The 25,159-nt window shown below is 47.8% G+C and carries 19 protein-coding genes and 1 pseudogene; 6 read left to right on the top strand and 14 right to left on the bottom strand.

Annotation, left to right across the window (positions count from 1 at the left end; all coding sequences use genetic code 11):
• The first annotated feature begins 1 nt into the window (after window position 1).
• From C2M35_RS09780 to C2M35_RS09770, 3 genes are all read left to right on the top strand, one after another.
• Window positions 2–703, top strand: coding sequence for a CoA transferase subunit A (locus C2M35_RS09780; RefSeq protein ID WP_105199023.1), 702 nt, complete (start codon window positions 2–4; stop codon window positions 701–703).
• A gap of 10 nt (window positions 704–713) precedes the next feature.
• A complete protein-coding gene (locus C2M35_RS09775) occupies window positions 714–1,373 on the top strand; it encodes a CoA transferase subunit B (RefSeq protein WP_105199024.1) in 660 nt (219 codons plus the stop codon).
• A 351-nt stretch (window positions 1,374–1,724) separates the two neighbouring features.
• Window positions 1,725–4,508, top strand: a complete 2,784-nt coding sequence (locus C2M35_RS09770; RefSeq protein ID WP_105265218.1) for a M16 family metallopeptidase — start codon at window positions 1,725–1,727, stop codon at window positions 4,506–4,508.
• Between the two features lie 415 nt (window positions 4,509–4,923).
• On the opposite strand, the gene C2M35_RS09765 is transcribed toward C2M35_RS09770, so the two are convergent.
• From C2M35_RS09765 to C2M35_RS09730, 8 genes are all read right to left on the bottom strand, one after another.
• Complete coding sequence (locus tag C2M35_RS09765; protein WP_105265217.1) at window positions 4,924–5,631, bottom strand: DUF6544 family protein; 708 nt, start codon at window positions 5,629–5,631, stop codon at window positions 4,924–4,926.
• 527 nt (window positions 5,632–6,158) lie between these two features.
• Entirely contained in the window at window positions 6,159–6,605 is a 447-nt protein-coding gene (locus C2M35_RS09760; protein WP_105265216.1) for a hypothetical protein, read from the bottom strand.
• A 123-nt stretch (window positions 6,606–6,728) separates the two neighbouring features.
• Entirely contained in the window at window positions 6,729–6,947 is a 219-nt protein-coding gene (locus C2M35_RS09755; protein ID WP_105199027.1) for a DUF6500 family protein, read from the bottom strand.
• Window positions 6,948–7,029: 82 nt separating this feature from the next.
• Complete coding sequence (locus C2M35_RS09750; RefSeq protein WP_105265215.1) at window positions 7,030–7,443, bottom strand: hypothetical protein; 414 nt, start codon at window positions 7,441–7,443, stop codon at window positions 7,030–7,032.
• A 138-nt stretch (window positions 7,444–7,581) separates the two neighbouring features.
• The gene (locus C2M35_RS09745) at window positions 7,582–7,848 is read right to left on the bottom strand and encodes a hypothetical protein (RefSeq protein WP_105199028.1); all 267 of its coding nucleotides are present in this window, start codon (window positions 7,846–7,848) and stop codon (window positions 7,582–7,584) included.
• 105 nt (window positions 7,849–7,953) lie between these two features.
• Window positions 7,954–8,268, bottom strand: a complete 315-nt coding sequence (locus C2M35_RS09740) for a hypothetical protein (protein WP_105265214.1) — start codon at window positions 8,266–8,268, stop codon at window positions 7,954–7,956.
• 80 nt (window positions 8,269–8,348) lie between these two features.
• Complete coding sequence (locus tag C2M35_RS09735; RefSeq protein ID WP_105265213.1) at window positions 8,349–8,819, bottom strand: GNAT family N-acetyltransferase; 471 nt, start codon at window positions 8,817–8,819, stop codon at window positions 8,349–8,351.
• Window positions 8,820–8,936: 117 nt separating this feature from the next.
• On the bottom strand, window positions 8,937–9,266 hold the full coding sequence (locus tag C2M35_RS09730) for a hypothetical protein (RefSeq protein ID WP_105215886.1): 330 nt from the start codon (window positions 9,264–9,266) through the stop codon (window positions 8,937–8,939).
• Window positions 9,267–9,716: 450 nt separating this feature from the next.
• Here C2M35_RS09730 and C2M35_RS09725 point away from each other — a divergent pair, with 450 nt between their 5' ends.
• Window positions 9,717–10,052, top strand: coding sequence for a zinc ribbon domain-containing protein YjdM (locus C2M35_RS09725; RefSeq protein WP_105199032.1), 336 nt, complete (start codon window positions 9,717–9,719; stop codon window positions 10,050–10,052).
• Window positions 10,053–10,347: 295 nt separating this feature from the next.
• The gene (locus C2M35_RS09720) at window positions 10,348–13,680 is read left to right on the top strand and encodes a S8 family serine peptidase (RefSeq protein WP_105265212.1); all 3,333 of its coding nucleotides are present in this window, start codon (window positions 10,348–10,350) and stop codon (window positions 13,678–13,680) included.
• 234 nt (window positions 13,681–13,914) lie between these two features.
• Here C2M35_RS09720 and C2M35_RS09715 read toward each other — a convergent pair.
• Window positions 13,915–15,926, bottom strand: a pseudogene (locus C2M35_RS09715) (urocanate hydratase).
• Window positions 15,927–15,941: 15 nt separating this feature from the next.
• The gene (hutH, locus tag C2M35_RS09710; RefSeq protein ID WP_105199036.1) at window positions 15,942–17,435 is read right to left on the bottom strand and encodes a histidine ammonia-lyase; all 1,494 of its coding nucleotides are present in this window, start codon (window positions 17,433–17,435) and stop codon (window positions 15,942–15,944) included.
• A gap of 162 nt (window positions 17,436–17,597) precedes the next feature.
• On the opposite strand from hutH, the gene C2M35_RS09705 reads away from it, so the two are divergent.
• Window positions 17,598–18,491, top strand: coding sequence for a LysR family transcriptional regulator (locus C2M35_RS09705; protein ID WP_105265211.1), 894 nt, complete (start codon window positions 17,598–17,600; stop codon window positions 18,489–18,491).
• 120 nt (window positions 18,492–18,611) lie between these two features.
• Here C2M35_RS09705 and sucD read toward each other — a convergent pair whose 3' ends face one another.
• The 4 genes from sucD to C2M35_RS09685 form a co-directional block, all read right to left on the bottom strand.
• Window positions 18,612–19,484: a succinate--CoA ligase subunit alpha gene (gene sucD, locus C2M35_RS09700; RefSeq protein WP_105199038.1), complete on the bottom strand. Its 873-nt coding sequence runs from the start codon at window positions 19,482–19,484 to the stop codon at window positions 18,612–18,614.
• Window positions 19,484–20,650: an ADP-forming succinate--CoA ligase subunit beta gene (gene sucC / locus C2M35_RS09695; RefSeq protein ID WP_105199039.1), complete on the bottom strand. Its 1,167-nt coding sequence runs from the start codon at window positions 20,648–20,650 to the stop codon at window positions 19,484–19,486. Before sucC ends, sucD begins: the two co-directional genes overlap by 1 nt.
• 180 nt (window positions 20,651–20,830) lie before the next feature.
• Window positions 20,831–22,327, bottom strand: a complete 1,497-nt coding sequence (gene odhB / locus C2M35_RS09690; RefSeq protein ID WP_105265210.1) for a 2-oxoglutarate dehydrogenase complex dihydrolipoyllysine-residue succinyltransferase — start codon at window positions 22,325–22,327, stop codon at window positions 20,831–20,833.
• A 10-nt stretch (window positions 22,328–22,337) separates the two neighbouring features.
• On the bottom strand, window positions 22,338–25,151 hold the full coding sequence (locus tag C2M35_RS09685; protein WP_105265209.1) for a 2-oxoglutarate dehydrogenase E1 component: 2,814 nt from the start codon (window positions 25,149–25,151) through the stop codon (window positions 22,338–22,340).
• Window positions 25,152–25,159: the final 8 nt, after the last annotated feature.

Below are 25,159 nucleotides of genomic sequence, written 5' to 3'. Positions count from 1 at the left end.
CATGTCCGGATTCGATAAAGTAGTAACAAGTTATGCCGACGCCATGGCAGGACTAAAAGACGGCGATACCATTATTGCCGGTGGTTTTGGGCTGTGCGGCATCCCCGAAGGCCTAATTGCCGAGATTAAGCGCATGGGCACCACAGATCTTACCGTGGTTTCAAACAACTGTGGTGTTGATGATTTCGGTTTAGGTGTGCTGCTTCAAGACAAACAAATCAAGAAGGTCATCGCCTCTTATGTGGGTGAAAACGCGTTATTTGAAAAGCAGTTGCTTGACGGCGAGCTGGAAGTAGAGCTTACGCCACAGGGCACACTGGCAGAGAAAATGCGCGCCGGCGGCGCTGGTATCCCAGCATTTTACACCGCCACAGGCTACGGTACGCCAGTTGCCGAAGGTAAAGAAGTAAAAGAATTTGACGGTCGTCCCTATATTCTTGAAGAGTCTGTTACCGGTGAATTTGCCATTGTGAAAGCGTGGAAAGCAGACCGTTACGGTAACCTGGTATTTCGCCACACGGCGATGAACTTCAACCCTATGGCCGCCACTGCCGGTAAGATCACCGTGGCCGAGGTAGAAGAAATCGTTGAGCCGGGTGAATTAGAGCCAAGCCAAATTCACACCCCGGGCATTTATGTAAACCGCGTTATCAAGGGCAACTTTGAAAAACGCATTGAACGCGTTACCACACGTAAAGCCTAAGGAGATTAAAATGTCATTAAACCGTGAACAAATTGCTCAACGTGTTGCCAAAGAATTGGCCGACGGCTATTACGTGAACCTGGGTATCGGTATCCCTACTCTGGTTGCCAACTATGTACCAGAAGGCATTGAAGTCATGCTGCAGTCGGAAAACGGCCTGCTGGGTATGGGTCCTTACCCTACCGAAGACGAGCTTGATGCAGACATGATCAATGCGGGTAAAGAAACCGTTACAGCAGCTAAGGGGGCAGCAATTTTTAATAGTGCCGATAGCTTTGCCATGATCCGTGGTGGTCATGTAGACTTGACCGTCTTAGGTGCATTTGAAGTTGATCAGCACGGCAATATTGCCTCGTGGATGATCCCGAAGAAGTTAATTAAAGGCATGGGCGGCGCAATGGACTTGGTTGCCGGCGCGAAGAACATTATCGTTACCATGACCCATGCCAGTAAACACGGCGATTCTAAGTTACTAGAAGAATGCTCACTGCCTCTTACCGGCGTGAATTGTGTGAAGAAAATAGTAACAGACTTGGCCGTGTTAGAAGTCAAAGACGGCGCTTTCCATTTGCTAGAGCGCGCCCCGGGTGTTAGTGTTGATGAAATCATCAGTAAAACAGCGGGTAAACTCATCGTCGAAGGCGATGTACCAGAAATGAGCTTTGACTAACGGATAGCTTGGGAGCCCTCCCATAGCATACCCGTAAATGTACCGTCCTCATTCCCAGTGCTAGTTGGCACTGTGTTACCCAAAACCCCTCTTTTGAGGGGTTTTTTTTCGCCACTATTACGCATAATTCAGCCATTAAACATTTACTTACATATTTTTTACGGCAGATTATCTGCGTTCAATTTAACCGTTCCGAATATAGTGGTAGATTAGCGGTGGATAATACCAATTCTGTTATGTATGTGATCAGATATAGCGGTGGATAAATCATGATATTTAGCCCGTTAGAATAATTAGCTATTTAAGTGAATTGGTATAAATAGGACACCAACAATTTTAATAAGGATCTCCATGAATAAGATGACCCTCAGTGCCCTTAGCGTGGCAGTGATGATTTCCCTTAGCGGCTGCTCGGCCACCAGCGATACGCAAACCTCGGCAAAGCAACAAGTTGCACAAAATGCCGCTAACCTGCCTTTCGTTGATATCAAATATGATTCATTTACCCTGGATAACGGCCTTAAGGTTATCGTCCACACCGACCGCAAGGCTCCTATCGTTGCGGTCAATGTTTGGTATGACGTGGGTGCTAAAAATGAAAATGTTGGCAAAACGGGCTTTGCCCATTTGTTTGAACACCTGATGTTTAATGGCACAGAGAACTACGACGACGAATATTTCGGTCCCTTTGAGCGTGCCGGTGCCACAGAGCAAAACGGTACTACAAACTCAGACAGAACCAACTACTTCCAAAACGTGCCTACCCCAGCAATCGATATGGCACTGTGGATGGAATCTGAGCGTATGGGTCATCTGCTTGGTGCCATTACCCAAGAAAAACTCGATGAGCAACGCGGCGTAGTACAAAACGAAAAGCGCCAAGGTGAAAGCCAGCCTTACGGCAGCATGTGGGACAATATCTGGAGCAACACCTTCCCTCAAGGTCACCCTTATTCCTGGTCTGTGATCGGCTCCATGGAAGACTTGAACGCGGCGTCACTAGACGACGTACACCAGTGGTTTAAAGACTACTACGGCCCGAATAACGCGGTACTTGTGCTTGCCGGTGATATAGATGTTGACACGGCCAAAGAAAAAGTTGCTAAGTACTTTGGCGATATTAAGCCGGGTAAACCTGTTGCCAAGCTAGAAAAATGGATCGCCAAGCGTGACGAGCAAACCCGTTTAGTAATGCAAGACCGCGTGCCGGCATCGCGTATCCTCAAGGTTTGGAACACGGCGGAAAAAGGCAGTGTGGAAGGCGAATACTTGTCGCTACTGAGCGATGTGCTCGCCGGTGGCAAGAACTCACGCCTTTACCAGCGCCTGGTGTATAAGGAACAACTGGCTTCAAGCGTCTTTGCTTTTAACTATCAACGTACCCTTGCCGGTCAGTTAATGATAGGCGCCGATGCCCTGGATAAAGCCAATATCGATAAGATTGAACAGATCATCGATGAAGAGGTAGCCCGTATTATCGCTGAGGGCCCAACGGCCGCAGAGCTAAGCCGCATTAAATTTGCCAATGCCGCTGGCTGGGTAAAGAATGTGGAAGGCGTGGGTGGCTTTGGCGGTAAGTCAGATGTATTAGCGTCCGGCGCCGTTTATCATAAAGACCCTACCTATTATAAAGAGGCCTTTGCCATTACCGCCAATGCAACACCGAGCGATATCCAAATGGTGGCAAGCAAATGGTTAAGCAGCGGTGACTTTGTGCTGACCGTTCACCCCTTTGCCGAGCTGAGCGCCAGCGAGCAAGGTGTGGATCGCAGCACAGGTGTACCAAGCGCCGGCGACGTCCCTGCCCTTGATTTGCCAAGCGTTGACACCTTTACCCTAAGCAATGGCTTAGAAGTGGTACTGGCTAAACGCAGCGACACCCCGGTTATCAACATACGTTTAGACTTTGCCGGCGGTACCGCAACCGACGCCAATGATAAGCCTGGCGTTGCCAACTTTGCCGCCAACATGCTTGATGAAGGCGCAGGCTCGCGCGATGCACTGCAACTGGCTGCCGAGCTCGAATCTTTAGGTGCGTCTATCTCGGCCAATGCCGGATTGGATAAAACCTCAGTGATGATGTCGGCCATGACCACCAACTGGCAGCCAAGCCTGGCGCTGTTTGCCGATGTGCTGCAAAAGCCTCGCTTCGCCGATAGCGACATTGAGCGTGTACGCAAACTCTTGCTGCAAGGCATTAAGCAGGAAAAAGCAAGCCCAAGCTCCAATGCCCTGCGCGTTTTACCGCCGCTGCTATACGGCGAAAACCACCCTTACGGTAAGCCGCTAACCGGCTCAGGCACGGAGCAATCGGTAGCGCAAATCAGTCGTGATGACTTATTAGCCTTTACTTCGACCTGGTTACGTCCGGATCTGGGCCGTTTAGTCGTGGTTGGTGATATCGATCGGGCCGAGCTACAAACATCCTTGGAAACGGCTTTGGCAAGCTGGGAAAAACCACAAACAGCGGCACCGAAACTTGATATCGCCGATGTGGCCATTCCTGAAAAAGCACGGGTCTTTGTATTGAACAAGCCTGAGTCGCCGCAATCCTTGATCATCTCTGGCCTATTGGGTCCAAACAGCCAATCATTAAGTGCTCAGGATGAAGTAACCCTGGATATGATGAACACCATCATAGGCGGCAGCTTCACCTCGCGCATGAATATGAACCTGCGTGAAGACAAGGGTTGGTCGTATGGCGCACGCACCATTTTAATGGATACCAAGGCGCAAAGCCCCTTCTTCGTTTACGCCCCGGTACAAACCGATAAAACTAAAGAGTCAATTCAAGAGATCTTGAAAGAGCTTAACGCTTATATTGGCAATAAACCGGCAACCGATGAAGAGCTGGCCAAGGTGGTATCGAATAAAACCGCTAAACTACCTGGTCGTTATGAGAAGAAGTGGTCGCTGCTTAACTCGCTAGCGGATGCCTACAGCAAAGACCGTGACGTAAACTATCTGGAAAATTACGCCGAGCTGGTTCGCAAGCCAGATACAAACACCCTGGCCGCCGAGGCGAAGAAGGTAATTAAACCTGAGCAACTGACCTGGGTGATCGTCGGTGATGTCGCCAAGATCAAAGAGCAAATCGAAAGCTTGAACCTAGGTGAAGTAACTTACCTGGATTAAGCTCTGAGTTTAATCTTAAAAAAACTAAGCCCCTGCCTGTGCAGGGGCTTTTTTATGGGTCACTTATCTCGCTCTAAAAGTAGCTGCGGATTCCAGACTACCTACCACACATGACCATCGAGAACCTGAAAATAGCCAGCGTAACCACCCCAGAAAGGCTCGGTAGCTGCTGTTACAATATTGGCACCAGCCTATTCAGCTTGCGATATTACTTCATCAACTTCAGACCGGGACATTGCATTCTGGCCGACTGAAAACTCATGATCGCCGGGGCTCATCAAGGGCATGCCTGTATCATGTGCAACACTGCGTCTTAGCCAAAGCGTCAATTTAATACCCATTCTGTTTGCGACTATAGCTGGTTTGGCGGCTGCAACAATGGCCAGTAAGTAAACTTCTGAGGCTGGATTCTTCCCTAGCCTTTGTGCACCTCTTGCTGATCTTCCCCTGAAACTCTAAACACCTTGATAGAGACGATTTCCCCCTGCCAATATTCAAATGGCCCATCGGGCGTGTCCCATCGAACAGTTGCTCTTAGTGGGAGCCGCATACCTGCGATTTCTAGATACTCTTCAAATACCCCGACCCAAGGTTGGCGTCCGACACCCTCACGCACACGCGTCTCACTGCGCGAACACATGATATCGCCGTGAGCATCGAAGATCAGATCAACATAGGTCTGTTCATTAGCAAACCAAACACGAACTGTATCTTCCTCTAACTCTTTAAAGTTCAAAGTGGAATTTTCAAAAAAAGCATAGGGACACCATGGCAGCTCAGCCAGATAACGCTGAATCTCACCTTGATCTATGCTCGGGCCCTGTGCACTGGCTACTGGAATAACTCCCCAGAGCTTGACCCCTAACTTTCCTCGCTGGCTCTGGTACGCATCTAACACTTTGACCCAAAGAAATGGAGCGAGCTTTACGCGTGCCGTCCACTCGAACTCCACGGCTTTCGCCGAAATAACTTGGGTGGCCTGAAACGGAGCCCAGGGCTTTTCCGGCCCCAATCTCATCCGCCCCTTTTGCGTAAGCTGCACAGCAAGCACACCAGCGGACTCGCCGGTAGTGTTTCTACGGGCGAATTTTAAAACTTGTTCTGGAAGCTGAAATTGAGTCATGGGGGCCAAACGCTCTTTTAAAGGGCAAGCAAAGCTTGCCACCTAGCTTAGGCTACACCTAAACCTTTGCCCCCTAAACATGAAAAATCAAGAATGGATGAAAATGCAGGGCGCTGCGAATCACATTTAAACGCCCTGACATAATTAGCTTTTAGCCATATAACTTGGATTACCAGCTAAAAAGCTAGTATCATCAAAGCTTGGTTTCCCGCATCTTAGCGCACAGTCTAACCTTGCTAAGCGCTGAAATTCAGCAGTAAGAAACAACTTTATATGACAATGAAGGTCTTGAGATTCATGTCTAAATACTGCAACCAAAGTCTCCGGGCTTCCAGCGTCTTCATACACCTGGGCTAGGCGACATTGATATGCGCTTAATATCGGTTGTGATAACAGCGCATCACCCAGGTTCACAACCAGCCACTCACATTTTGCAGTCATAATATACTGCCCAGTATTACCCTAAGCAGAAAAGTCATAACTGGCTAATATGTTAAGCGAAGTAAAATAAAGCGAAGGATTGTTCGTTATTGAATGGCCTTGTTATGTTTCTCGGCGAATTCTTGCAAAAGCACTGAGTATGCTGATTGCTTCTCAATGGTTTCACCATTTTCAATAACTTGGTAAGTATCATAAAGCCCGCCATGTGCATTTAGATAATCAATAACTTCAAGGTAAAAAGACTCTATAAGCTCCTTATCTCTGCTGTTTGTTGGTAGTTCAAGTTGAATTCCAACTATAGCAACCTTTGCAAATAAGTTACTTCGTAACGTACTTATAGCGCCATCGGTATCTTTTTCCTGTTCAAGTTTTTTTAAGGCATAAAGAAAAAAACGGCCATTATCCACATGCTCTTTCGTATATGACGCACCATTCATTTGAAATGTCATTACAGCCCCACTAAATAGGCCTGCTACAAAAACTAAAATAACAAAGAGACCAATGCCAACCCAGGTTGCAAATTTAGACTTCATCGAATTTTCCTTAAAATAGAAGACTGACAATAAACACCATACAATGCTTGATTAAAATTTTTCAAGCATAAATAAAACAAACAATTATTCCACCGCATCCAAAATTTAAATCTTCTGTGCCGATTACAAGCCATTTTTGATCATTTCTTTTATCTTCTTGGCTTTCACGAAATGATCTAATTTATGCGTTTGTATCCACCAAGTTGCCGCTTCCATAAGCTCCTCAGGGTTATCATTCTTATTCTTAAAAAATGCGTAAAAGGACAATCCAACTTGGTCACCTTTCGAAGCGATTTTCTTATCACAGATCTCAATTATTCTAGCTCTTAATTCTTGCCTCATTGAGTAAAATACAAACCTCTAAATCTGAAAGAAAAGCAACATCAGCCTAACACGCCGCATGTTGATTCATTTGCACACCTTGTTAGTTTTGAGCGTCCAAAGCTCGTTTTAAAGCTTCAGCATTTTTGCAGCCAATATAAACATATTTGCCATTACGCAGCTTTAACTTTAACGCCCTTCCTACCGATGCATTATACAACCAGCCATCACTCAGCATTCTGATACCTATACCTTGATACCACTTACTGTGATAAAGCGAGGCTTCCACAATGTCTGCCACAGCCAATTTTTTACGCCAAAAGCCAAACCCGAAATACCAGCTCAATACCTTACCCTTGAGTTCAATTGTCATTGAATAGAACAGAAGAGCAATCAAGCCGTTTATAGATAACGCAACTAATGTTCCGTAATTATTGCCGGAAACAAAAACGATATAAACACTGACTATAATTAAGATAATCAGCAATACCTTATTAAACTCCCTGCTATAGAACATAAATAACATTCCTCGATAGATCTAACACCGTAATAAACGGCGAAAATAGCAGGCTGTAATTAGCGACGAAGGAGCGCAAGCCATGCGTTTTGCGTCCATATCATTATTGACTTGTTATATGAATTTAAACCCAAAATACTATGAAAGTGCTGCGACAAATAAGACCACAAAAAACAAAATTACACATATAGCTAGAATATTTCCGATGATTGCCAGCGGCTTTGGCAATTTTGTAAATGAACCCCCTGCCAGAAAATATCTTTTGGGATTGGAATTGACTAATCCAACCAGCTCATCTTTTTGGTGTTTATCAAGCTGAGAGAAATCTTTATTAACTTTTCGCGAATGACGAACCGCTTTTAATAAGATAAAACCAACGATTATTACGATGACGATTTCAATCATACTCAAGATTCATATAACGCTTTGCTCATTGGCTGCCGCAGCGCAGCGTAGGCAATCCCGTGAAGGCCACGCTTTTTTGTGGCCGAAACGAAATTTAGCAATTTGTTATATGTTTTTGCATTTGCTTTGTTCATGGTTGCCACTTGCTTTTAGGTGAACGTCTTTAACCGAGGGGTTGGCATTTGCAAGTGCTACATAAACCTCAGTAACCATAACTGGGCCGGCACAATAATCAATGTCTAACGTTACCAATGAAAACCTTAGTTGTTTCAGCTTGCCTTCTAATTCTGCTGAGTTCAGCTCTTCATCCGAGCTGTTGATTGAATAGCTGGTTTCCTTTACAAAAATCGTGACTGACTCATCGGCAAGTACTTTGCCACTGATTACCAAAAGAAACACTAAAACCAGAATGTAACGCATAAATCCTCCAAAACGTTGGTCTTCCCCATCAAAAGTAAACCCAAAATGCCAAGCGTTGGGAATCAGCCTTAAACGCTTTGTTAGCAATCAAACTTTAATACCATTGGAATATCAACCATTCCTTGCTGATTTCTGATGCCTTCTGTTCGTTTAAAACCAAAACGCAAATATACGTTTTCCGCATTTACCGCAGAGTTGACTGTAAAGGCACCGCTATTCCCGTTTTTTATTGCTTTTTCTTTAATCGTTTCCCACAGTTTTCGGGAAAGTCCGTTACCTTGAAAATTATCGTCTACGAATAGATGATACAAATGTGAGTTGTCTCGAACCCCCGCCACACCAACCACTTCATTATTCTCGGTTACCGCGACAACATAGTCATAGTTTGTAGACAGATATTTTTCGATATTTTCCTTTGACATTGAATCAAGCAAAATACTGTGTACAGACACATCACAAGTTGGGCAAACATATTTGTTTGTTAAGGGTAAAATCAATTCACTGATTGACTTCGCATCACTGATTTCTGCTTTTCTGATATTGATGCTCATTATTTATCCTGATTGCTAACGCCCAGCACACGGGCGGCTGAAATGAAGCGAAGCGTAATGTAAGCCGTCCGGCCCGGCGCTTTTTGCCGGGCTAACGTGCTGCTGCTTGTTAGGCATTTACCCTCCGAGCCTTGCCGCCATATTGTGCAATGGTGAATATGCAATAAAAAGCACTACACAAAACACCACAAGTAGCGCACCCGATTTTTTACTTTGCACCGAGCCTTTTATGAATAGCGCGACCGCAAGAATAACTGAGGCCGCCATAAGTAAAAGAAAGAGGCAGCCTAGCAAAAACTCGATAATGTCTGAGATTCCGTACGGCGCATCTGGCTCTATATACATGCCTGCATAAATATAAGCACGAAAGTAAAGCATGAACACAAACAACAAAAATGTAAGCGCTCCAAGCCATATGCTTGATTTCGTACCTTTGCTCAGGATCATAGATGCCTAACAGCTTATTAGTGCGAATTCCCGGTTAAGGAAGTTATCCACAGCAAGGGTAACTCTCACTAATAAAGATTTTATTTAATAATAACACCAAGTTATCAGGTGTTTTTCTCACACGCAATCAAGAAGTAAGCCATAAAAAACGTGCCTTCATTTATTCGAGCCTTCACTGGCTCGCTATGCAATTTATTTTTTAATACATATCAGATACCTATATTTCATTGGCACATAAACGAGCCATTTTTTCATTACATAACGTGCCAAAACAAGCACCTCCTAACTCACAGGGATCGCCCATTCCCGTTAAGATTCGCGCTTTCGATCTCGGCTTGATATGTAATTATTACTGCGGCCTTAATTCAGCGCCTATTTTCACTGCGCGCTCGATCCCTGTGCTGAGAAGTTTTATTATTGGCGTACAGTAAACTAAAGAGCCCGAGCATTATGGCCCACCCAGCTTGTTTAAATTGTAATTCCCCCTATGTGTACCAAGATCAAAATCAGCTTATTTGCCCCGAGTGTGGCTATGAGTGGGACCCGGCTCAACTGGCCGAAGAAGAGCTTATCACCGCCAAGGATGCCAACGGCACCGAACTGAATGCCGGCGACAAGGTGACGCTGGCTAAAGACCTTAAGGTCAAAGGTAGCTCCATGATTATGAAAATAGGCACCAAGGCGCAGATCCGCAGCATCAAAGACAGCAAAGACCACGAACTGGATTGTAAGGTTGATGGCGTCGGCGAAATGATGATCACCGCCAAGTTTGTTAAAAAAGCCTAATCAAGGTTAATCATCGCCTCTTTGCGGCTGGCCTTTCCTGCCAGCCTTTAACACCCCCCCTAGTCTTCTTTTTACATTAGCGGTCAATAGGTAAGCTGTTGATTGCGAACTTTTAATTGCATCTGACATAAATAAAGACGTTCAAAAAAGCAAAAAAGCAGTACTAAATTACTAATTTATTTGTTGCTGTTTTGTAAACTTTAACTAACCTAAATCTGGTACTAAAGGTCAATTGGAATTGGGTCGTATCTTTTTGCCCTCATAAACTCTTCCCTTTATTAATATAGGTTCGACAATGAACAGACAGATCACAACAACAACCAGCGCAGTTGCTCTTGCCATTAGTTCCGCGCTAAGCTTTTCGACCCTTGCCAACGACTTAACTATGGCGCCAAATCAACCCTCGAAATTAAATACGCAGCTAAACGTACAGCAAAAAGCAATTCAAACTAATACTGAGCGCCGTATATATATCGTTGAACTTGAATCCGCACCCGTGGCCACCTATGAGGGTGGCGTTAAGGGCCTAGCACCAACCAGTAATAAAATTACCGGGGCAAAGAAACTCAATACTCAAAGCAAGCCGTCACAGGCCTATAGAAAATTTTTAAAAGAGCAACAACGCCAGCTATTAGACAGCACCAAGATGAATAATCGCGTCAAATACGATTATCAATGGGTGTTTAACGGCATGGCGCTGGAGATGAGCGCTGCCGAGGCTAAACGCATGGCCAGTATGCCGGGTGTTAAAAGCATTGCCCTGGAACGCCATGAAACCCTAAATACCGATTCTGGACCACAGTGGATTAATGCCGATGTTATTTGGGGCAATTCACCGAGCAATGTGCCCCATTCTCAAGGCGAAGGCATAGTGGTGGCTGTGCTTGATACCGGTATTAATGCGGATCACCCTTCATTTGCAGCAACAACCTCTGACGGCTATCAACATATCAATCCTTTGGGCTCTGGTAACTATGTTCCCGGCAGCTATTGCGATATTGCCGATGCCAGTTTTTGTAACGACAAGCTTATTGGCGCCTGGTCGTTCGTCCCCTTTGACGCTAACTATCCATCGCCAGAGGACAGTGACGGGCACGGCTCACACACCGCCAGTACGGTAGCGGGAAATCACCTGAGTGCTGAAATATACGCACCGACAACAAGCATGACGCGCGCTATCTCAGGTGTTGCACCTAGGGCTAATATAATCGCCTACGATGTGTGTATCGAAACCTGCCCAGGCTCTGCGCTATTGGCCGCTGTAGAGCAAGTTGTAATTGATGCCTCCAACTTACCCAATGGGATTCACTCGCTTAATTACTCCATCTCTGGTGGCAGCAATCCCTACAATGACTCCGTTGCCCTGGGCTTTCTTAATGCCACTGCCGCCGGTATTTATGTCGCTACCTCTGCCGGTAATGGCGGGCCCGGCGCATCAACGAATGGCCACAATGCGCCCTGGGTAGGCACTACGGGCGCCAGTACACACACCCGCGTACTGGCCAATAGCCTAATCGATATGAGTTCGGATACCGACGGCCTCGCCGATATACATAGTGTTGGATTCACTTCTGGCTATGGCCCTGCACCCATTGTCTATGCGGGTGACTACCCGACCAATAACGGCTCCAGCAATGACACCCAGCCCGCTCAGTGTCTAGAGCCTTTCCCTGCTGGACACTTTGACGGTCAAATCGTGATCTGTGACCGCGGCGCCATCGCCCGGGTGGCTAAAGGTGCCAATGTTGCCGCCGGTGGTGCTGGTGGCCTGGTGTTGGCTAATTTAGCTGCGCAGGGTGAGTCGGTCTCCGCGGATGCTCACTTTATTCCAGGTATTCATGTTGGCGCCAGTGACGGCGATACCCTCAAGGCTTGGGTTGCCTCGGTAACTAACCCGGTCGCGTCAATCAGTGGCTTCAGCGCCCAAGATGATGCGCAAAGCGCAGATATCATGGCTGACTTTAGCTCTCGCGGCCCAAATAATCGACTTGATATAATAAAACCTGACATAACAGCACCTGGCGTCAGCATCTTGGCGGCGGTAAATACCAATGATCCGAGTGCCCCCGCAGAATTTGGCTTCCTCAGTGGCACATCCATGTCTTCCCCCCACCATGCTGGGGCTGCGGCTATTTTATCGGCGGCGCGTCCCGACTGGAGCCCTTATATGATTCGCTCGGCATTGATGATGACCAGTGACAATTCAATGGTGCGCAAGGAAGATGGTGTAACCCCGGCGGACGCCTTTGATATGGGCGCCGGGCGTATTGATTTATCTCGTGCCGCCGAAGCCGACCTAGTACTGGATGAATCACCGTTAAACTTCTTTGCCGCCAACCCGGATACGGGTGGCGACCCAAAAACCTTAAATATCGCCAGCATGCAAGACAGCCAGTGTCTGGTCACTTGTAGTTGGACTCGCACCTTTACCAATGTCACCGCGAACACGGTTCATATGGACTTAACGACACAAAGTCATGGCGACGCCTCTTTTTCGGTTAGTCCCTCTCACCTCAAAGTAAAGGCCGGTGAAACTGCCACTGTGACAGTCACCGCAGACACTCGCTTTGCTAACGGCTGGCAGTTTGGTCAGGTCAACCTTAACCGAGATGGCGATGGCCCGGATCTGCACCTGCCCATCGCCGTAAAAGCCATAGATACCACAGCAGCTGGCGTCCTAAGTAAAACCGTAAGCCAACCACAGGCACAGATAGGCGACACCCTTAACTATGTTATCCAGATAAACAATGGCCCATACACAGACGTTATTAACCTCAGTGACCATATTCCGGAGGAACTCGAAGTGGTTCCGGGCTCGGAATCGGCTGTGATAGATGGTGGCAGCACCCTGACCCCATTTACCATAGAGGGCAATCATGCGAGTTGGAGCGGCACACTCAATACCAGTGGGCTAGCCGTCAATGCCTCGCCCGCCCCATTCGGCTATGTTTCTTTGGCTAGCCTGGGCGTTAGCGCCTTTGGTTGTCCAAGCAACTGCGATGATGGTGGCACAGCCTTGAATGTACCTAGCTTTACCTACAATGGTGAGCAGTACAGTTCGGTGATCTGGTCGGTCAACGGTACCTTGGAAGCAGGTGCAGCCAGCATGCGGGTGGCTCCTGCCCTCAATGCAAACATGCCAAACAATGCTTTGCCCAATAATCTGTTAGCGCCCTTATGGATGGATCTGAATATGGGTGTCAATGGTGACGGTGCCGAATGGCGCGTTGCCGTCCTCAGTGCCGGCTCTGACCAATACACAGTCTACGAATGGGACAATGTGCCTAAGTTTGGCGACGCCGCCAACCGCTATAGCTTCCAAATTTGGGTACTCAATGGCCCTACTCAAGGTATTTGGTTCGCCTATGCGCAACTGGGAGATCTGAGTACGGCGACGGTCGGGGCTGAAAACAACAACGGCACACTAGGCAGTAGCTACTGGTATAATGGCACTGGCACCGCACCTGCAGTAGGCACGGATTTAAGCGTAGAGTCCGTAATCGGTGGTACGGCGACCTTTAGCTTTGATGCCAACGTTAAAAACTGTACAGACGGTTTTGCTAATATCGTTGAGGTTAATCACGATACCAAGCAAGATAAAGCGATGGCAGCGACCAGCTGCAACTGAATCTAGCATACTTGCTATTACACAAACGCCACTGCCTATTACGCAGTGGCGTTTTTATATGCCTAGATAGGCATTGAGCAAGCTGTTCGCTGTTGTTAACTCTATCGGCAAAACGCATTGCAGACCGCATTGCAGACAACTTAGTCCCCTACCTAGACTGGCTGGGAGAGCATCAAGTAGGGATAAAAAAAGGAAGCACTTAGGCTTCCTTTTTAACTGAATTTGCTTGGCAAATTAGAATGACAAGTTATCGAGGATCTCGTCATCAACCAGGTTTGCCAGGGTTACCTTAAGCTTAGGCGTACGGCCATTTCACGTTTAATCGCGAAGTTGGCTTCTTCGTTACGGGCCCAGCTACGGCGCGCAATACCATTGTTTACATCGAACAACAGCATGGATTTCAAGCGACGCTCGGCACCTTCGCTGCCATCAAGCAGCATACCGAAACCACCGTTGGTTACTTCGCCCCAACCTACACCGCCACCATTGTGGATAGAGACCCAGGTTGCGCCACGGAAACTGTCGCCGATCACATTGTGAATCGCCATGTCCGCGGTAAACCGGCTGCCATCATAGATGTTTGACGTTTCACGGAACGGTGAGTCGGTGCCGCTCACGTCATGGTGGTCACGACCTAGTACGACCGGGCCAATTTCACCGCGATTAATGGCATCGTTAAAGGCTTTGGCGATTTCCATACGACCTTGGGCGTCGGCGTAAAGAATACGCGCTTGTGAACCCACAACCAGCTTGTTTTGCTTGGCGTCTTTGATCCAGGTGATGTTGTCCTGCATCTGCTGCTGAATTTCTTCCGGCGACTCGGCCATGATCTTGTTCAGTACTTCTGCGGCGATGGCATCGGTTTTATCCAGATCTTCTGGCTTGCCTGAGGCACATACCCAACGGAATGGACCAAAGCCATAGTCAAAACACATAGGACCAAGAATATCCTGCACGTACGACGGATATTTAAAGTCGATGCCGTTCTCTGCCATCACATCGCCGCCGGCGCGTGAAGCTTCAAGTAAGAAGGCATTACCATAGTCAAAGAAATAAGTGCCACGGGCCGTGTGCTTGTTTACCGCATCGGCATGACGCTTCAAGGTCTCTTGTACCTTAACTTTGAATACTTCTGGCTCTTCACGGATCAATCGGTTTGACTCTTCAAACGAAATATCAACCGGGTAATAACCACCCGACCAAGGGTTGTGCAGTGACGTTTGGTCTGAACCCAGGTGAACAAAAATGTCCTCCTCGTAGAAGCTTTCCCACACATCTACAATGTTACCCACGTAGGCGATAGACACCACTTCTTCATTGGCTTGCGCCTCGCGTACACGCTTGATCAAGGCATCCATGTTGTCGATCAGCTCGTCAACCCAACCCTGCTGGTGGCGCTTAATAGCGGCCTTGGCGTTCACTTCGGCACACACGGTAATACAGTTGGCGATGTTACCGGCTTTAGGCTGCGCACCACTCATGCCGCCCAGACCGGCGGTTAGGAAGATCTTACCTTGCGGGCTCTCACCTTTCTCAAGCACCTTACGGAAGGCGTTCATTACCGTAATGGTGGTGCCGTGTACGATACCCTGTGGGCCAATATACATGAACGAACCGGCGGTCATTTGCCCGTACTGAGTCACACCCAGGGCATTGAACTTCTCCCAGTCATCCGGCTTGGAGTAGTTCGGGATCATCATACCGTTAGTCACCACTACGCGCGGTGCATCTTCTGATGAAGGAAACAGTCCCATTGGGTGACCCGAGTAAATGTGCAAGGTTTGGTCTTTTTCCATCTCGCTCAGATACTTCATGGTTAACAAGTACTGCGCCCAGTTTTGGAATACCGCACCGTTACCACCGTAAGTGATCAACTCCTCAGGGTGCTGAGCAACGGCTGGGTCAAGGTTGTTATCAACCATCAACATAATCGCAGCAGCCTGCTCGCATTTCGCCGGGTAGTCAGAGACCGAGCGCGCCTTCATGTCATAGCTAGGCTTAAAGCGGTACATGTAAATACGGCCAAATTGCTTCAGTTCCTCAGCAAATTCAGCGGCAAGCTCCTGGTGCCATTCTTTAGGGAAATAACGCAAGGCGTTACGTACCGCCAGTTGCTTTTCCTCTGGGCTAAGAATGTCTTTACGCTTTGGCGCGCGGTTTACACCGGCCGGATATGGTTTAGGCTCAGGTAAAACACTAGGGATACCTTGCTTGATTTGTTCTTGAAAATTCATTGTTGTTTCCATAGCTAAAAGGCCTCCTTAGTTCACGCTAAACGCTTGTGCTTTTACTAGTGCGATCATGGCATCGATATCCGGCTTAAGTAGACGGTCTTCTTCAAGCTTGGCTACCTTCTCGCGAATAATGGCGAAGTTTTCTTCGATGATGTCAGAACACTTGTTCGGACGACGGAATTCAATGGCCTGCGCCGCATACATCAATTCGATAGCAAAGATCTTTTCCAGGTTGCCCAGGATTTGATTCAGTTTTCGACCTGAGATGCTGCCCATGGATACGTGATCTTCCTGACCCATAGAGGTAGGTACGCTGTCCGCCGATGGTGGGAAGCACAGTGATTTGTTCTCTGTTACCAGGGCCGCAGTGGCATACTGAGGGATCATCATGCCCGAGTTAAGGCCACCTGAAGTGGTCAATAAACGCGGCAGACCGTGCAGGCCTTCAAGCATTAGGTAACAACGGCGGTCGGAGATATTGCCAAGCTCGGCAGCAGCAATCGACGCATAATCCAATACCATGGCCAGAGGCTGACCGTGGAAGCTACCGCCAGAAATCGCTTCTTCTGCGCTGATCACGATTGGGTTATCGGTCACCGAGTTCATCTCGATTTCTACCAGCTCTTTAAGGTGGTTAAAGGCGTTACGTGATGCGCCGTGTACCTGCGGGATACAACGCAGCGAGTAAGGGTCTTGTACGCGATCGCAGTCAGTGTGTGCAGCCATGTTTTGTGAGCCGTTGAAGAACATACGCATACGCTTAGCGACTTCGATGTTGCCTTCAAACGGACGAGTTGCATGCAGCTCTTCTCTAAAGGGTGAGCCACTGCCCTGCATGCCTTCGATGCTCATAGCACCGGCTAAATCTGCTAGATCAAGGAGGTAACGCATCTTGGTCAGCGCCGTGATACCGTGTGACAGAATAAACTGGGTACCATTGATAAGAGCCAGACCTTCTTTGGCGTGCAGCTCAAGCGGCGCTAGGCCATTGGCTTCAAGTAAATGGGCCGCAGCTACGGGTTTGCCGTCTTGCCAGAATTCACCTTCGCCAATAAGTGGCAAGAATAAGTGTGAAAGCGGTGCCAGGTCACCCGATGCACCGACCGAGCCTTGCTCTGGTACCACGGGTATAAGATCTAGCTCTAGGAAGGCCAACATGCGTTCAACCACTTCCAGGCGAATACCCGAAAAGCCCTGGCTTAGGGCATGTACCTTAGTGATCAGCATCAATTTTGAAATTGATTTAGCGATAGGCTCACCCACACCTACGGCATGAGTGATCAAAAGGTTCTTTTGTAAAAGATGGGTTTCTTCTGGTGAGATTTGCGTATCGCACAAAGGGCCAAAGCCGGTGTTGATACCGTAAACGGCCTTATCTGAAGCGGCCATCACGTCGACATTCTGACGGCTTTTATTAATTTTATCTAAGGCTTCCTGGCAAAGCTCGGCTTTAATGCTGCCATCATTGATGCCGTTAACAATATCAAGATTTAGCTGGTCTACACCATATCTAAACGTCATCTTATTCTCCTAACTTGTTGTCTGTACGAAGCAATACTTGCTTAATTAAACCATGCTAACTTGCCAGAGATGTTTTATAAATACATAATATTCGTAATTCATTCCGGTTTTATCGAACTAAACTTATCTAATTAAACATCCATCTCGAATTAAGGGGATCAAGTGCAAGTCCATGATGTAGACCTACGCTTACTGCGTATCTTTGTGGCCATAGTTGAGTGTGGCGGATTGGCGGCGGCGGAATCGCGCCTGAGCATAGGCCGCTCCACCATAAGTTCACATTTATCGGACTTAGAGGTACGCCTGGGCATTAAACTCTGTAAACGCGGGCGCAGCGGTTTCGAGCTTACCGAGCCCGGGCGCATCACCTATCAGGCCTCTTTGGAGCTGTTACAGCAATGCGAGGCCTTTGCCAGCACGGTCGCGACCTCAAAAAATGAATTATCCGGTCGGGTTAGTCTGGCGATCATAGATACCCTGGTCAGCGACCCCCGTTGCGCCGTTGCACATGTTATTGCCGAGCTTAAGGAGCGAGGCAGCAACGTTCAGTTCGATATTAATGTGTGTGAGGCGCGGGAAGTTGAAACCTCTGTAGTCAATGGCCGGGCGCTGGTGGGCATAGGCGTCAGTCGCCATCATTTAAGGGGCCTTGATTATTACCCGCTTCATGATGAAACCAACTACTTGTATTGTGCGGCGGGCCATCCCCTGTTCGACTGTGACCCCTCCGCCGTGAGTGATCTGTTAGCCGATGCGGAAGTGATCACCAGTAACTATATGCGTGATCGGGAAAGCCGCAACGATGGTTTAAATTATCAAAACAGTGCCCTCGCCTACCATGATGAAGGCATCGCCCATTTAATTTTATCCGGGAAGTTTATCGGCTATCTGCCCGAGCATTATGCCCGGCATTGGGTTGATAAGGGGGTGTTTAAAGCCATCGAGCCCGAAGTGTATCGCTACACCATACCGGTAGTTTTGATCACTTCTAAAAATAACTCAGCCTCGCCACTGGCGCAGGCATTGATAGAAGAAATGAAGCGCTGCCACCTGTAGGTCGGGATTTTATCCCGACAAAAAACACATATTCTCATTTTGTCGGCCTGAAGGCCGACCTACAAATCGACCTACAAAAAACCCGCCAGAAGGCGGGTTTTTCTTAAGCGTTATGCGAGATTACCAACCGGTTTTCTCTTTAAGCGCTTTACCGATATCAGCAAGTGAACGTACAGTTTGTACGCCAGCTGCTTCAAGGGCTGCGAACTTCTCGTCAGCAGTACCTTTACCACCGGCGATGATGGCACCAGCGTGGCCCATACGCTTACCCGGAGGAGCAGTAACACCAGCGATGTAAGATACTACAGGCTTAGTGACGTTTTCTTTGATGTACGCCGCCGCTTCTTCTTCAGCAGTACCGCCGATCTCACCGATCATTACGATAGCTTCAGTTTGCGGATCTTTCTCGAACATCTCTAGTACGTCGATGAAGTTAGTACCAGGAATTGGGTCACCACCGATACCTACACAGGTAGACTGACCGAAGCCAGCGTCAGTAGTTTGCTTAACCGCTTCGTAAGTAAGAGTACCAGAACGAGATACGATACCTACTTTACCAGGCTTGTGGATGTGACCAGGCATGATACCGATCTTAGTTTCACCCGGAGTGATAACACCTGGGCAGTTAGGACCGATCATGCGAACGCCAGTTTGGTCAAGCTTAACTTTAACGTCAACCATGTCTAGCGTTGGGATACCTTCAGTGATACAAACGATAAGCTCGATGCCAGCATCGATAGCTTCAAGGATTGCATCTTTACAGAAAGGTGCTGGTACGTAGATTACTGATGCAGTTGCGCCAGTTGCTTCTACTGCGTCACGTACTGTGTTGAACACAGGTAGACCAAGGTGAGTTTGACCGCCTTTACCAGGTGATACACCACCTACCATCTGCGTGCCGTACTCAAGTGCTTGCTCAGAGTGGAAAGTACCCTGACCACCAGTGAAACCTTGGCAGATTACTTTAGTGTCTTTATTAATTAGTACAGACATTATTTGCCCTCCGCAGCAGCAACAACTTTTTCAGCAGCGTCTGTTAGAGATTCTGCAGCAATGATGTCTAGACCTGAGTTCGCAAGAACGTCACGACCTAGTTCAGCATTAGTACCTTCAAGACGTACAACTACAGGAACGTTTACGCCAACTTCTTTAACTGCACCTATGATGCCTTCTGCGATCATGTCACAACGTACAATACCGCCGAAGATGTTAACTAGAACAGCTTTAACGTTGTCGTCAGAAAGGATGATCTTAAACGCTTCAGCTACACGCTCTTTAGTCGCGCCGCCACCAACGTCTAGGAAGTTAGCTGGCTTACCGCCGTGTAGGTTTACGATGTCCATAGTACCCATTGCTAGGCCTGCACCGTTAACCATACAACCTACGTTACCGTCTAGTGCAACATAGTTAAGTTCCCACTGTGCAGCGTGAGCTTCACGCTCGTCTTCTTGCGAAGGATCGTGCATAGCGCGGATTTTAGGCTGACGGTACAACGCGTTACCATCAACACCGATTTTACCGTCTAGACAGTGAAGGTTACCTTCTTCTGTGATTACTAGAGGGTTGATTTCAAGTAGAGCGAAATCGAAATCGTTGAACATGTTCGCAAGACCCATGAAGATCTTAACGAATTGCTTCATTTGTGTTGGGTTAAGACCCAATTTGAAGCCTAGTTCACGAGCTTGGTAAGCTTGAGGACCAACTAGAGGATCGATCTCAGCTTTGTGAATTAGTTCAGGCGTTTCTTCTGCAACTTGTTCGATTTCAACACCGCCTTCGGTTGACGCCATGAAAACAACTTTACGTGAAGCGCGGTCGACAACAGCACCAAGGTAGAGTTCGTTAGCAATGTCTGTGCAGCTTTCTACAAGGATCTTAGCAACTGGCTGACCGTTTTCGTCAGTTTGATAAGTTACTAGGTTTTTACCTAACCAGTTTTGAGCGAAATCTTTGATCTCTTGTTTGCTGTCAGCAAGTTTTACACCGCCCGCTTTACCGCGGCCACCGGCGTGAACCTGACATTTAACAACCCATTTGTCACCGCCGATTTTATCGGCAGCTTCAGCAGCTTCTTGAGGCGTGTCACATGCGTAGCCTTCAGAAACTGGTAAACCATATTCGGCAAAAAGTTGTTTTGCCTGATACTCATGCAAATTCATGATGCTTTATCCAATTTTTTGTACTAAAAGAGCTGAATAAATATGCAATTTATTCAACCATCCCAAATTGCGCACCTAGTATAGTTCTCATGGCAATGCTTGAAAACCCTAGTACGACTAAAGGTGGCAAAAAAAAGCTGCGACAAGGGTCGCAGCTTAATTTATATGCAATTTTGACGCTTATACGTCTAATAGAAGACGTGTAGGATCTTCTAACATCTCTTTGATGGTTACCAAGAAGCCTACCGACTCTTTACCATCGATTTGACGGTGGTCATACGATAGTGCTAGGTACATCATAGGTAGGATCTCTACCTTACCGTTAACCGCCATAGGACGGTCTTGGATCTTGTGCATGCCTAGGATTGAAGACTGCGGCAAGTTGATGATAGGCGTAGAAAGGAGTGAACCGAATACACCACCGTTAGTGATGGTGAAGTTACCACCTGTCATATCTTCAACAGTTAGTTTGCCATCGCGGCCTTTGATCGCTAGATCTTTGATGCCTTTTTCGATTTCAGCAAGAGACAGCTTGTCACAGTCACGAAGAACCGGAGTCACTAGACCACGCGGAGTCGATACCGCGATGCTGATGTCGAAGTAGTTGTGGTAAACGATATCATCACCGTCGATTGACGCGTTTACTTCTGGGAAGCGCTTAAGTGCTTCAACAACTGCTTTCACGTAGAAAGACATGAAACCTAGACGGGTACCGTGACGCTTCTCGAATACTTCTTGGTATTGCTTACGAAGATCCATGATTGGCTTCATGTTTACTTCGTTGAAGGTAGTCAACATGGCTGTTGAGTTCTTCGCTTCAAGTAGACGATTAGCAATGGTCTTACGTAGACGTGTCATAGGAACACGCTTCTGCGTACGGTTGCCAACAGGAGCAGGCGCAGCAGCGGCTGTGCTCTCTTGCTTAGCAGGCGCGCTCTTGATGAAGGCATCAACGTCTTCTTTAGTTACGCGACCATTTTTGCCAGAACCCTTGATTTGCGAAGCATCCAGGCCTTTCTCAGCAATTAGGCGGCGTACAGAAGGCGTTAGCGCATCGGCAGCGCTGTCGTCACTTGACGCTTCAGCAGCAGGAGCTGCGGCGGCTGGTGCAGCACCGGCTGTGGCGCCAGCGATTAGCTTACCAATTACCTGTTCACCAAGTACTGTGTCGCCTTCGCCATGAATGTGCTCACCCATTACGCCATCTTCAGGTGCTACCACCTCAAGAACAACTTTGTCAGTTTCGATATCAACCAGGTTTTGGTCGCGGCTTACCGCTTCACCAGGTTGTACGTGCCATGTTGCGATTGTTGCATCAGCAACAGATTCTGGAAGTACAGGAACTTTAATATCCACTTCTTTACCTTCTTGTGCGCCAGCAGCAACTGGAGCGGCTTTGTCTTCAGATGGAGCTGGTGCAGCACCAGCGTCAGCGGCATCAGCTTCACCGATAATGGCAATTACCTGCTCGGCCAGCACTGTTGCGCCTTCTTGTTCTTTGATTTCAGTGATCACACCATCAGCAGGTGCAACAACTTCTAAAACAACCTTGTCGGTTTCGATGTCAACCAGGTTTTGATCGCGACTTACTTTGTCGCCAACACTCACGTGCCACGTTGCGACCGAAGCGTCAGCAACTGACTCAGGAAGAACAGGAACCTTGATTTCTGTGGTCATCTCTTATCCCTTATTTTTTAATGGTAAGCGCGTCAGCGACTAACGCTTGTTGTTCTTTAGTATGTACGGCCATATAACCACATGCAGGTGCTGCAGAGGCTTTACGACCTGCGTATGTTAGGTTGGCACCCTGTGGAATTGAATTCCAGAAGTGATGCTGCGAGCAATACCAAGCGCCTTGGTTTTGCGGCTCTTCCTGACACCATACAAAGTCTTTCACATGGCTGTAACGCTCAACAATGTTCGCCATTTCCTGATGCGGGAATGGGTATAATTGCTCAACGCGCACAATAGCAATATTGTCGATTTCCAGCTTACGACGCTCTTGCAGTAGTTCGTAGTAAACCTTACCGCTACAGAAAACCACACGCTCAACTTTCTTCGCATCAAGATCATCGATCTCGTCGATCATGTTGTGGAATACGCCTGCAGAAAGTTCTTCCAGAGACGATACCGCAAGCGGGTGACGTAGTAATGATTTCGGCGTCATTACGATAAGCGGACGACGAAGAGGACGTACCGCCTGACGACGTAGCATGGCGTAAACCTGTGCTGGAGTCGAAGGCACACATACCTGCATATTGTGGTCGGCACACAGCTGAAGGAAACGCTCAAGACGCGCCGAGCTGTGCTCTGGGCCCTGACCTTCATAGCCATGTGGTAGCAAACAAGTTAGACCACAAAGACGGCCCCACTTCTGCTCACCCGAACTTAGGAATTGGTCGAATACAACCTGAGCACCGTTGGCGAAGTCGCCGAATTGCGCTTCCCACATAACCAGTGACGTTGGCTCTGCCGTGGCATAACCGTATTCGAATGCCAGTACCGCTTCTTCAGAAAGCACTGAGTCGTATACTTCAAACTTACCTTGCGCTTCGCTGATATGCTGTAGCGGCAAGTAAGTAGAAGCGTCAGCTTGGTTGTGTACAACCGCGTGACGGTGGAAGAAGGTACCACGACCTGAATCCTGACCCGTTAGGCGGATGTCCGTGCCCTCTTCAACCATGGTTGCGTAAGCAAGCGTTTCCGCCATACCCCAGTCCAGTAACTTGTCACCGGCGGCCATGGCTTTACGGTCGTCGTAAATTTTCTTAACGCGAGACTGAGCCTTGTGGTTTTCAGGGTAAGACGCCACCTTGTTGCCAAGCTCTTTAAGCTTTTCAACAGATACGCTGGCATCGTATTGGGTATCCCAATCGTGACCTACGAACTTAGACCACTCTGAAGAGTGCTTGGTCTCTGGCTCAATTTCTTCAACCACACAGTGACCATCATCAAGACCACCGCGATAGGTATCGACCAGGTTCTTGATTTCTGCCTCAGTGAACAGGCCTTCAGAAATCAACTGCTGCGCATAGATTTCACGAGGAACCGCGTGCTTCTTGATCTTTTGATACATCAAAGGCTGAGTTGCATTTGGCTCGTCGGCTTCGTTGTGACCGTGACGACGGTAACATACCAGGTCGATAACCACATCGCGCTTAAACTGATTACGGAAATCAAGAGCGATTTGGGTAACCATGGCAACCGCTTCTGGGTCGTCCGAGTTGACGTGGAAAATCGGCGCCTGAACCATCTTAGCGATGTCGGTACAGTAGTCAGTAGAACGCACATCATCTTGGTTCGAGGTTGTAAAGCCAACTTGGTTGTTCACAACGATACGTACGCTACCACCTACCTTAAAGGCATTGGTTTGCGACATATTGAAGGTTTCTTGCACCACGCCCTGACCGGCGATCGCCGAGTCACCGTGAATGGTAATAGGCAGCGCTTTAGAGCCGCTTTCGCAACCAAGACGGTCTAGACGAGCACGCACCGAGCCCATAACTACCGGGTTTACGATTTCCAAGTGCGACGGGTTAAATGCAAGTGCCATATGGACACTGCCGCCAGCGGTTGCGAAATCAGACGAGTAACCCATGTGGTATTTCACGTCACCCGAGCCTAGCGTGTCATTGTGCTTACCGGCGAACTCATCGAACAGCGCCGATGGGTTTTTACCCAGTACGTTAACAAGCACGTTTAGACGACCACGGTGAGCCATACCGATAACCGCTTCCTGTTGACCGCTTTCACCAGCACGGTGAATAAGCTCTTTCAACATAGGTACCAGGGCGTCACCACCTTCCAGTGAGAAACGCTTGGCGCCTGGGAATTTAGCACCCAGGTACTTTTCTAGACCATCGGCGGCAATCAGACCTTTTAGAATACGCTTTTTAGTAGCGCTATCGAATTGCGGGCGAGCCTGCACCGATTCTAAACGCTGTTGTAACCAACGCTTTTCTTCGGTCGATGTGATGTGCATGTATTCAGCACCAATAGAACCACAATAAGTAGTCTTAAGTGCTTGATAAAGTTCACCCAGTTTCATCATTTCACCGCCGGCAGCGAATGAACCTACATAAAACTCAGTGTCGAAATCTTCTTTGGAAAGGCCGTGGAATTCTAAGTCTAAATCGCGTACGCGCTCACGCTGCCATAGACCCAAGGGGTCAAGGTTCGCGTTTTGATGACCACGGAAACGAAAAGCATTGATAAGTTGCAGAACTTTGATCTGTTTCGGGTCAGCTTGACCCCCTTCTGCAATAATTACTTCTCGGTGTTTATTTTTTGCCAGTTCGGCGAATTCGGCTCTAACTTGTGAATGTTTGGTTTCTACATCCACGCCTTCCACTTTTGGAAGTTGTTCGAACACTACACGCCATTCTTCTGGCACTGAAGTCACATCATCAAGATATGCTTCATAAAGCTCCTCAACATAAGCAACGTTGCCGCCGTATAGATGAGAAGACTCTAGCCATGCCTTCATCACACCATCGTGCATTTATAAGC

Source organism: Pseudoalteromonas sp. T1lg76, assembly GCF_002964725.1.
Lineage (GTDB): Bacteria > Pseudomonadota > Gammaproteobacteria > Enterobacterales > Alteromonadaceae > Pseudoalteromonas.
Note: the sequence above shows the minus strand (reverse complement) of the source record. Positions and strands in the feature narration are given on the sequence as shown.

What these genes read in the sequence shown, in the direction of transcription:
- C2M35_RS09685 (WP_105265209.1), bottom strand. Translation starts at nt 25,151, where the DNA reads ATGCACGATGGTGTGATGAAGGCATGGCTAGAGTCTTCTCATCTATAC.
- C2M35_RS09765 (WP_105265217.1), bottom strand. Translation starts at nt 5,631, where the DNA reads ATGACTCAATTTCAGCTTCCAGAACAAGTTTTAAAATTCGCCCGTAGA.
- hutH (WP_105199036.1), bottom strand. Translation starts at nt 17,435, where the DNA reads ATGACGTTTAGATATGGTGTAGACCAGCTAAATCTTGATATTGTTAAC.
- C2M35_RS09755 (WP_105199027.1), bottom strand. Translation starts at nt 6,947, where the DNA reads ATGAGGCAAGAATTAAGAGCTAGAATAATTGAGATCTGTGATAAGAAA.
- C2M35_RS09775 (WP_105199024.1), top strand. Translation starts at nt 714, where the DNA reads ATGTCATTAAACCGTGAACAAATTGCTCAACGTGTTGCCAAAGAATTG.
- odhB (WP_105265210.1), bottom strand. Translation starts at nt 22,327, where the DNA reads ATGACCACAGAAATCAAGGTTCCTGTTCTTCCTGAGTCAGTTGCTGAC.
- sucC (WP_105199039.1), bottom strand. Translation starts at nt 20,650, where the DNA reads ATGAATTTGCATGAGTATCAGGCAAAACAACTTTTTGCCGAATATGGT.
- C2M35_RS09770 (WP_105265218.1), top strand. Translation starts at nt 1,725, where the DNA reads ATGAATAAGATGACCCTCAGTGCCCTTAGCGTGGCAGTGATGATTTCC.
- C2M35_RS09720 (WP_105265212.1), top strand. Translation starts at nt 10,348, where the DNA reads ATGAACAGACAGATCACAACAACAACCAGCGCAGTTGCTCTTGCCATT.
- sucD (WP_105199038.1), bottom strand. Translation starts at nt 19,484, where the DNA reads ATGTCTGTACTAATTAATAAAGACACTAAAGTAATCTGCCAAGGTTTC.
- C2M35_RS09780 (WP_105199023.1), top strand. Translation starts at nt 2, where the DNA reads ATGTCCGGATTCGATAAAGTAGTAACAAGTTATGCCGACGCCATGGCA.
- C2M35_RS09750 (WP_105265215.1), bottom strand. Translation starts at nt 7,443, where the DNA reads ATGTTCTATAGCAGGGAGTTTAATAAGGTATTGCTGATTATCTTAATT.
- C2M35_RS09745 (WP_105199028.1), bottom strand. Translation starts at nt 7,848, where the DNA reads ATGATTGAAATCGTCATCGTAATAATCGTTGGTTTTATCTTATTAAAA.
- C2M35_RS09740 (WP_105265214.1), bottom strand. Translation starts at nt 8,268, where the DNA reads ATGCGTTACATTCTGGTTTTAGTGTTTCTTTTGGTAATCAGTGGCAAA.
- C2M35_RS09730 (WP_105215886.1), bottom strand. Translation starts at nt 9,266, where the DNA reads ATGATCCTGAGCAAAGGTACGAAATCAAGCATATGGCTTGGAGCGCTT.
- C2M35_RS09725 (WP_105199032.1), top strand. Translation starts at nt 9,717, where the DNA reads ATGGCCCACCCAGCTTGTTTAAATTGTAATTCCCCCTATGTGTACCAA.
- C2M35_RS09735 (WP_105265213.1), bottom strand. Translation starts at nt 8,819, where the DNA reads ATGAGCATCAATATCAGAAAAGCAGAAATCAGTGATGCGAAGTCAATC.
- C2M35_RS09760 (WP_105265216.1), bottom strand. Translation starts at nt 6,605, where the DNA reads ATGAAGTCTAAATTTGCAACCTGGGTTGGCATTGGTCTCTTTGTTATT.